Below are 268 nucleotides of genomic sequence, written 5' to 3' on the forward strand. Positions count from 1 at the left end.
GCAAGCAGGGGGTCACGAGTTCGAATCTCGTTATCTCCACGAAAACATGAGTCGAGCGACCGAAAACGGTCAGCTGTGACGGACGAAGAACTTGTTCTTCAGGGCGTCAGAGATGAGCGTGTAGGACATTCGATAGAATGTCCGTGATGAAACGCACGAAGTGCGTGAATCTCGGGAGCGAAAAGTGAAACATTCGCAGGAAACTTATGTTTATCAATATGTACCTTGAGAATTTCATACAGAAAGAGATAATTATTATAAGTTTATA

It is taken from the genome of Coprococcus sp. AF38-1 (assembly GCF_003603945.1).
GTDB lineage: Bacteria > Bacillota > Clostridia > Lachnospirales > Lachnospiraceae > Coprococcus > Coprococcus aceti.